The organism is Devosia sp. (assembly GCF_028290435.1).
Taxonomy (GTDB): Bacteria; Pseudomonadota; Alphaproteobacteria; order Rhizobiales; family Devosiaceae; genus Devosia.
In genome coordinates this window covers 1-7929 of the sequence record NZ_JAQGJV010000032.1, presented here as the reverse complement: position 1 = coordinate 7929, position 7929 = coordinate 1, and the positions used below count along the sequence as shown (strand labels likewise).

Genomic DNA, 7929 nt, shown 5'->3' with positions numbered 1-7929 from the left:
ACCACGACATGCTGGCCACCGGCGATGATCGGATGCGACGGCCACGCCACCGACTGGATCGGCTCGCCGCCGACGCGGCGGTTCTGCTGCACCAGATAGGGCATGGCGTCATGCACGCCGCCGAGGTCGTCGCCGGGAATGCCGGCCGCGCGCGGCGCTTCCGAACCGCCGCAATAGAGCACGGCATCATGTTCGGCGAGCAGCTCGGCCACCGGCTTGTCGACACCGACATTGACGCCGCAATGGAAGGTCACGCCCTCGCCCTGCATCTGCTCGATGCGCCGGTCGATATAGTGCTTCTCGATCTTGAAGTCGGGAATGCCGTAGCGCATCAGCCCGCCCGGACGGCTTTCGCGCTCATAGACATGAACATCGTGGCCGGCACGGCCAAGCTGCTGGGCAGCCGCCATGCCGGAAGGGCCGGACCCGATGATGGCGACCCGCTTGCCGGTCTTCTTCTCCGGCGGATAGGGCCTGATATGGCCGGTCTCATAGGCCTTGTCGGCGATCGCCTGCTCGACCGTCTTGATGGCGACGGGAATGTCCTCGAGGTTCAGCGTGCAGGCTTCCTCGCAGGGCGCGGGGCAGATGCGGCCGGTGAATTCGGGAAAATTATTGGTCGAGTGCAGGTTGCGCGCGGCCTCTTCCCAGTCGCCGTTGAACACCAGGTCATTCCAGTCCGGAATCTGGTTGTTGACCGGGCAGCCGGTATCGCCGTGGCAGAAGGGAATGCCGCAATCCATGCAGCGCGCCGCCTGATCGACGATGCGCCCTTCCGACATCGGAATGGTGAATTCGCCGAAATGGCGAATGCGATCGGAGGCCGGCTCATAGCGGGGCTCTTCGCGCTCGATTTCGAGAAAGCCGGTTACCTTACCCATGATGTGCCCCTAGTCCTGCCGCGACGGCAGATAGTCCGAGTTCGTGTTCGCAGGCGGCAATCCAGCGCAGAAGCGCGGGCCGCCCAGTCAAATCCAGCCCGCCCTCGGGGGCGGAGCGAGTATAGGGCAGGAGCGCAATATCGGCGATCGAGATGGTGTCGCCGACAAGGAATTTTCTGCTCGTCAAAGCCTGCTCAAGGCGATCCAGCGCCTTCTTGGCCTTGGCCATCAGCGCCGGGTCGAGGTCCGCAATGGCCACCTTGTCATAATGGACGCGAGCGCGGGCCACGGCGACCGTCGGCTCGTGGCTATACTGTTCCCAGAACAGCCATTCGTCCACCTTGGCCTCTTCATAGGCATCGGCCGGAATGAACCGGCTGCCCCGCGCCAGATAGCGCAGGATGGCGTTCGATTGCGCCAGCGGGCGACCATCGTCGAGCACGACGACCGGCATTTCGCCGCCCGGATTGAGCGCGAGGAATTCCGGCGTCTTGGTGCCGCCCGAGCGGGCGCGCACTTCGTGCCAGACATAGGGAGTGCCGGTGGCGTCGGCGATATACTTGACCTTGAGGCAGTTGCCCGACCCAAGGTCGCCGTAGATGTGCAGCATCTATTTGACCGTCGTGATCAGGTCGTCGCTGTACATCTCGCAATGACCGCTGATGAATTCCCAGCCGACAAATTCGGGGAAATTCTGCGCATCCGCCAGCTGCCGTTTGAGCACCGGCACCGCATAGGGGGACTGCTGGCGACATTCACGAATCGTCAAGTGCTCGCCGGATTGCAGCATCGGCAAGGTTTTTTCGCTGCCGTCGGGCGCTTTGTATCGCATGACGATGACCGCTTGTGCGTCAATGGCGAAGGAAGGCGCGGTGGCGGCCAGTGCCACCACCGAGACTGCGAGAGCGATGAAGACCTTCATTGGATTTCCCATCATTCCGCCGCCGCCATGACGCCGCGCTTTTTTTCCATCTCGCGGATGGCGCGGCGATATTCGACGGGCATCACCTTGACGAATTTGGGTCGCATCTCGGCCCAGTTGTCGAGGATGTATTTGGCGCGGGTCGAGCCGGTATAGTGCAGGTGATTGGCGATGAGCTGTTGCAGGCGCTCGTCGTCATGCTTGGTCATGTCGCCCGAAATATCGACGCGGCCGTGCCATTCCAGATCCCCACCGTGATGGTGGAGGGACTGCATGAGGTTTTCTTCCTCAGTCACGGGTTCCAGATCGACCATGGCGAGGTTGCACCGGCTGCGGAACGTCTGGTCCTCGTCGAGCACATAGGCGACGCCGCCGCTCATGCCCGCCGCGAAGTTGCGGCCAGTCTGGCCGATGACGACGACGACGCCGCCGGTCATATATTCGCAGCCGTGATCGCCCGTGCCTTCGACCACCGCGATGGCGCCCGAATTGCGCACGGCGAAGCGTTCGCCCGCAATGCCACGGAAATAGGCCTCACCCTCGATGGCACCGTAGAGCACGGTATTGCCGACGATGATCGACTTGTCGGGATCGAACCCGGCCTTTTCTGATGGCCGCACCACGATGCGCCCGCCCGACAGCCCCTTGCCCACATAGTCATTGGCATCGCCGACCATGTCGATGGAAATGCCCTTGGCGAGGAAGGCGCCAAAGCTCTGGCCAGCGGTGCCGGTCAGCTTGATGGCGATGGTGTCTTCCAGCAGGCCCTCGTGGCCGTACTTCTTGGCCAGGGCGCCACTGAGCATGGCGCCGGCCGAACGGTCGCGCGAGCGGATCGGCAGTTCGATATGCACCGCGGTGCCATTGTCCAGCGCCGGCTGGGCCAGTTCGATCAGCTTGCGATCAAGCACGGCTTCCAAGTGATGGTCCTGGAATTCGGAGTGATAGATCGTGTCCTCGCCAATCGCTTCGGGCTTGTAGAACAGCTTGCTGAAGTCGATGCCGTCGGACTTCCAATGATCGACAAGCTTGCGCTGGTCGAGCAGGTCGGAGCGGCCGACGAGTTCGTTCAGCGTTCTGGCGCCCATGCCGGCCAGCAGGCCCCGCAGCTCCTCGGCGATGAAGAAGAAGTAGTTGATGACGTGCTCGGGCGTGCCCTTGAAGCGCTTGCGCAGCACCGGGTCCTGGGTAGCGACGCCAACCGGGCAGGTGTTGAGATGGCACTTGCGCATCATGATGCAGCCCGCCGCGATCAGGGGCGCGGTGGAGAAGCCGAACTCGTCGGCGCCGAGCAGGGCGCCGATCAGCACGTCGCGACCGGTCTTGAGACCGCCATCGACCTGTAGCACGACGCGCGAACGCAGGCGGTTGAGCACCAGCGTCTGATGGGTTTCGGCGAGGCCGATTTCCCACGGGCCGCCGGCATGCTTGAGCGAGGTCAGCGGCGACGCGCCGGTGCCGCCGTCATAACCCGAGACGGTGATGTGATCGGCGCGTGCCTTGGCAACGCCGGCCGCAACCGTGCCGACGCCCACTTCGGACACCAGCTTAACCGAAATATCGGCCTTTTCGTTGACGTTCTTGAGGTCATAGATCAGCTGCGCCAGATCTTCGATGGAATAGATATCGTGATGCGGCGGGGGCGAGATCAGGCCGACGCCGGGGGTGGAATGGCGCGTCTTGGCGACGATCCAATCGACCTTGTGGCCGGGCAATTGGCCGCCTTCGCCGGGCTTGGCGCCCTGCGCGACCTTGATCTGCAGCATATCGGCATTGACTAGATAATCGGTGGTCACGCCGAAGCGGCCCGAGGCGATCTGCTTAATGGCGGAGCGGAGCGGGTTCTGGTCGCCATTGGGCAGCGGCTGATAACGGTCGACTTCCTCGCCGCCTTCGCCGGTATTGGACTTGCCGCCGATGCGGTTCATCGCAATGGCCAGCGTCGTATGCGCCTCGCGGCTGATCGAGCCGAAGCTCATGGCGCCGGTGACGAAACGCTTGACGATATCGACGGCGGGCTCAACCTCATCGAGCGCAATCGGCTCGCCGATCGGGCGGACTTCGAAGAGGTTGCGGATGGCCAGATAGCCGTTTTCGCCCGTGTTCACGCGCTCGGCAAAGCTGTCATAGCGGGCTTGTGCCGATTCAGGGCTTTCGTCGCGGGTGCGCACGGCGTGCTGCAGGTCGGAGACTACGTCGGGGCTCCAGGCATGCTTTTCGCCGCGGATGCGATACATGTATTCACCGCCCACATCGAGCGACTTGCGCAGCACCACGTCGTCGCCAAAGGCGTCGCGATGACGGCGGACGGTTTCCTCGGCGATATCGGCCAGGCCCACGCCTTCGATCGTGGTGGCTGTGCCGAAGAAGAAGCGCTGCACGAACTCGGTCTTGAGGCCGACGGCGTCGAAAATCTGCGCGCCACAATAGGACTGGTAGGTCGAAATGCCCATCTTGGACATGACCTTGAGCAGGCCCTTACCGACGCTCTTGATGTAGCGATAGACCACTTCGTGGGCATCGACCTCGGCGGGGTATTCGCCCTCGGCATGCAAGGCCGCCAGCGTCTCGAACGCCAGGTAGGGGTTGATGGCTTCGGCGCCGTAGCCGGCCAGCATGGCGAAGTGGTGCATTTCGCGCGCTTCGCCGGTTTCCACGACGAGGCCCGAAGAAGTGCGCAGACCCTTGCGGATCAGGTGATGATGCACGGCCGCCGTGGCCAGTAGCGCCGGGATGGCGATGCGGTCCGAGGCAACCAGGCGGTCGCTCAGCACGATGATGTTGTATTCGCCCGCAATGGCGATTTCGGCCTGGGCGCAGATGGCTTCGATGGCCACTTCCATCCCCGCCGCGCCGCTATCGGCGGGGTAGGTGATGTCGATGGTCTGGGTGCGGAATTCGTTGTCCGCCATATCGCCGATGGCGCGGATCTTTTCGAGATCCTCGTTGGTCAGGATTGGCTGACGCACTTCGAGCCGCTTGTGCTTGCTGGCGCCTTCGAGGTCGAACAGGTTCGGTCGTGGCCCGATGAAGGAGACGAGGCTCATCACCGATTCCTCGCGGATCGGATCGATCGGCGGGTTGGTGACCTGGGCAAAATTCTGCTTGAAATAGGTATAGAGGAGCTTGGACTTCTCGCTCAGCGCGGAAATCGGCGTGTCGGTGCCCATCGAGCCGACGGCTTCCTGGCCGGTGGTGGCCATGGGGGCCATCAACAGCTTTATGTCCTCCTGCGTATAGCCAAACGCCTGCATGCGATCGAGCAGCGACTCCGACGTCACCGGCGCCTGGGGCGCGGTTTCGGGGAGGTCCTCGAGCACGATCTGGGTGCGGGCGAGCCATTCGGCATAGGGGTTCTTGGTGGCCAGCGTGCGCTTGATCTCGTCGTCCGAGATGATGCGGCCTTCTTCCAGGTCGAGCAGCAGCATGCGGCCCGGCTGCAGGCGCCAGCGCTCGACGATGTCCTCGTCGGGAATGTCCAGCACGCCCGATTCGGAGGCCAGCACCACATGGCCCTCGCGGGTCACCAGATACCGCGCTGGCCGCAGGCCATTGCGGTCGAGCGTGGCGACGACATAGCGGCCATCGCTGAGCGACATGGCGGCGGGGCCGTCCCAGGGCTCCATCAGCGCAGCGTGATATTCGTAGAAGGCGCGCCGCGTCTCATCCATCAGCGGATTGCCGGCCCAGGCTTCCGGGATCAGCATCATGGCGGCGTGGGGCAGGGAATACCCGCCGCGCACGAGGAATTCGAGCGCGTTGTCAAAGCAGGCGGTGTCGGACTGGCCCTCGTAGGAAATCGGCCAGATCTTGTTGATGTCGTCGCCGAAGAGGGGCGAGGAGACAGACGCCTGGCGGGCGGCCATCCAGTTGACGTTGCCCCGAATGGTGTTGATTTCACCATTGTGGGTGGTCATGCGATAGGGATGGGCCAGCTTCCAGCTCGGGAAGGTGTTGGTCGAAAAGCGCTGATGCACCAAGGCGATGGCGCTCTCGAAGCTCTCGTCGGAGAGATCGGGATAGAAGGCCTTGAGCTGGTAGGCGAGGAACATGCCCTTATAGACAACGGTGCGGGCCGACATGGAGACGACGTAAAAGCCGTTATCGCCATTGGACTCCGGCACGCGCGCATAGACGGTGTTGGAGATGACCTTGCGCACGATCAGCAGCTTGCGCTCGAACTCGTCCAGCGTCAGCCCGTCGGGCCGGGCGATGAACATCTGCTCAATGATCGGCTGGGTGGCGATGACGCCTTCGGACAGCGCCGAATTGTCGGTGGGGACGATGCGCTCACCCAGCAGGGTCAACTGCTCGGCCAGCAGGCATTCGCGCATAGCGGTGGCGCAACGGTCACGCAGGGCGATGTCGTTGGGATAAAAGATCATCACGGCCGCATAGGCGTGCTTTTCGGGCAGCGCGAAATCCACCGACTTGGCGAAAAAGCCATGCGGGGTCTGCACCAGGATGCCGGCGCCATCGCCCATCAGCGGATCGGCACCCACGGCGCCGCGGTGTTCCAGGTTCTCGAGGATTTCGAGACCCTTTTCGACCACTTCGTGGCTGGGGCGGTTCTTGATGTTGGCGATCATGCCGATGCCGCAGGCGTCGTGCTCGTTGGCGGGGTCATAAAGACCCTGCGCGGCCGGACGGCCGGAAGCGGGGACGACGCGACGGCCATTCTCGATCAAGGTTTTACGATTGGCTTTGCTCGTCGTGACGGGTGCTGAAGAGCCGGTCAGATCGTGTGCCATATCGCTGTTCCTCGTTCGTTGGTCGCCCTTGCGGGCTCTGTCGCTATGTCGTGTACATCCTGGGTTTGCCGATTTGCCGGCGGGCAGGATGCGGTCTCGTCCTCTGGTGGGCGCGTTGATGCAGGCGGGTCGTACACCAGTACGTCTCGTAAGCGCAAATCGTCCATGCGTGGGGAGCGGCTCTGCATCCAAATGGCCGCTCAAATTCGAGCTTTATCAGCTCCGCCTATCCGTTTCCGCTCATCAAGAGCGGGCCAGCCGGACCGGCGTGCGTGCTGGCCGCGGAGAGCGGGGCAACGCTTCAGATAGGACAGTCGTGCTGCCCTAACATCTGCACATTGTCACAATTCCAAACTATGGGCAAGGGCTTGGCCATGGTTCGGACACAGAAAATAGGAGATTGCCAACTTCCCTATAGGAAAGGGTAGGAAACACGCGCCCTGCGTCCGTCAGCGCCGGACGATGAAGTCATAATAGTGCCAGTGCTTGGCCTTGCCGCTTAAGGTCTGGCTATTGGGCTCATCGTTTTCCTCGAATTCGAGCGGGCGCAGGTCGCTCAGCAGGGCGCGGGCTTGGGCCAGCGTGTGAAAGCTCATGCCCGGCGTTTCGGCCCAATCATCAAAATTCCCGAAAAGCTGTCCGGTCAGAATGCCGCCGGGCTTGAGCGAGGCGGAAATGCGGGCAAACACCGTGTCGAAATGGTCGGGGTGAATGTAGGGCAGGGCGTATTGGGCATTGACGAGGTCGTAGGCCGCCACGGGAAAATCGAAGGCCTCGAAGGTCGAAATGACATAGCGGAAGCGATCGGCCGGCATTGTGTCTGCAATGTCCTGGGCGATCGGTGCCGAATCAAGCGCGGTGACCGAGGCGAAACCTTCATCGAGTAGGAAGCGCGTGTCGTTCAGCGCCCCGGCGCCGACGTCGATGGCGCTGCCGCGCCCTGCAACGAATTGCAACGCCCGGCCCAGCAGCGCGCGCGGCGGCTGGCCCTTGGAATTCTCGACATATTTGTCCCAGCCCTGGAAGCTCTCGCTGAAACTGGCCATGTGCTCTCCCGAAAAAAAAGGCGCCGGAGCTGTTCCGGCGCCTGTGATCTTAGGGAAGCCTGCGGCCTATTCCAAATGCGACTTGATGAACCACAGGTCCTTGTCCAGCTCACGCGAAAACGCGGTGAGAATATCGGTGGCATCGGCGTCGCCGGCCTCATCGGTAGCGTCGATGTCTTCGCGCACTTGGTTGGCTAAAGCCGCATAGCGCTCGGCGAGCGCCGCCAGATGGTCGGGCACCTTACGAATATCGGTGGGGTAGGGCGCCAGCTTGCTCACCTTGGCGACGATCTGGCTGGTGCCCAGAGCAATACCATCGAGCTGGGCGA

6 protein-coding genes are annotated in these 7929 nt (G+C 62.7%); all 6 read right to left on the bottom strand.

The features are described 5' to 3' along the window. Positions 1-881, bottom strand: an 881-nt coding sequence (locus JWP26_RS08755) for a glutamate synthase subunit beta (protein ID WP_299725893.1), incomplete at its 3' end; no start/stop codon positions are given. Continuing rightward, positions 874-1491, bottom strand: a complete 618-nt coding sequence (locus JWP26_RS08750) for a glutathione S-transferase family protein (RefSeq protein ID WP_367184096.1) — start codon at positions 1489-1491, stop codon at positions 874-876. The genes JWP26_RS08755 and JWP26_RS08750, both read right to left, overlap by 8 nt. Then, positions 1492-1803 carry a hypothetical protein gene (locus tag JWP26_RS08745; RefSeq protein ID WP_299725891.1) on the bottom strand — a complete coding sequence of 104 codons (312 nt, stop codon included), beginning with the start codon at positions 1801-1803 and terminating at the stop codon, positions 1492-1494. Between the two features lie 11 nt (positions 1804-1814). Then, positions 1815-6554 (bottom strand): glutamate synthase large subunit, encoded by a 4740-nt coding sequence (gene gltB / locus JWP26_RS08740; RefSeq protein WP_299725888.1) that lies wholly within the window; start codon positions 6552-6554, stop codon positions 1815-1817. 449 nt (positions 6555-7003) lie between these two features. Next, entirely contained in the window at positions 7004-7600 is a 597-nt protein-coding gene (locus tag JWP26_RS08735) for a class I SAM-dependent methyltransferase (RefSeq protein ID WP_299725885.1), read from the bottom strand. A 66-nt stretch (positions 7601-7666) separates the two neighbouring features. Further along, a partial coding sequence (locus tag JWP26_RS08730) for a ferritin-like domain-containing protein (RefSeq protein ID WP_299725882.1) occupies positions 7667-7929 on the bottom strand: 263 nt, incomplete at its 5' end.

Coding starts and splice junctions, on each gene's coding strand:
- JWP26_RS08750 (WP_367184096.1), bottom strand. CDS start 1,491: ATGCTGCACATCTACGGCGACCTTGGGTCGGGCAACTGCCTCAAGGTC.
- JWP26_RS08745 (WP_299725891.1), bottom strand. CDS start 1,803: ATGAAGGTCTTCATCGCTCTCGCAGTCTCGGTGGTGGCACTGGCCGCC.
- gltB (WP_299725888.1), bottom strand. CDS start 6,554: ATGGCACACGATCTGACCGGCTCTTCAGCACCCGTCACGACGAGCAAA.
- JWP26_RS08735 (WP_299725885.1), bottom strand. CDS start 7,600: ATGGCCAGTTTCAGCGAGAGCTTCCAGGGCTGGGACAAATATGTCGAG.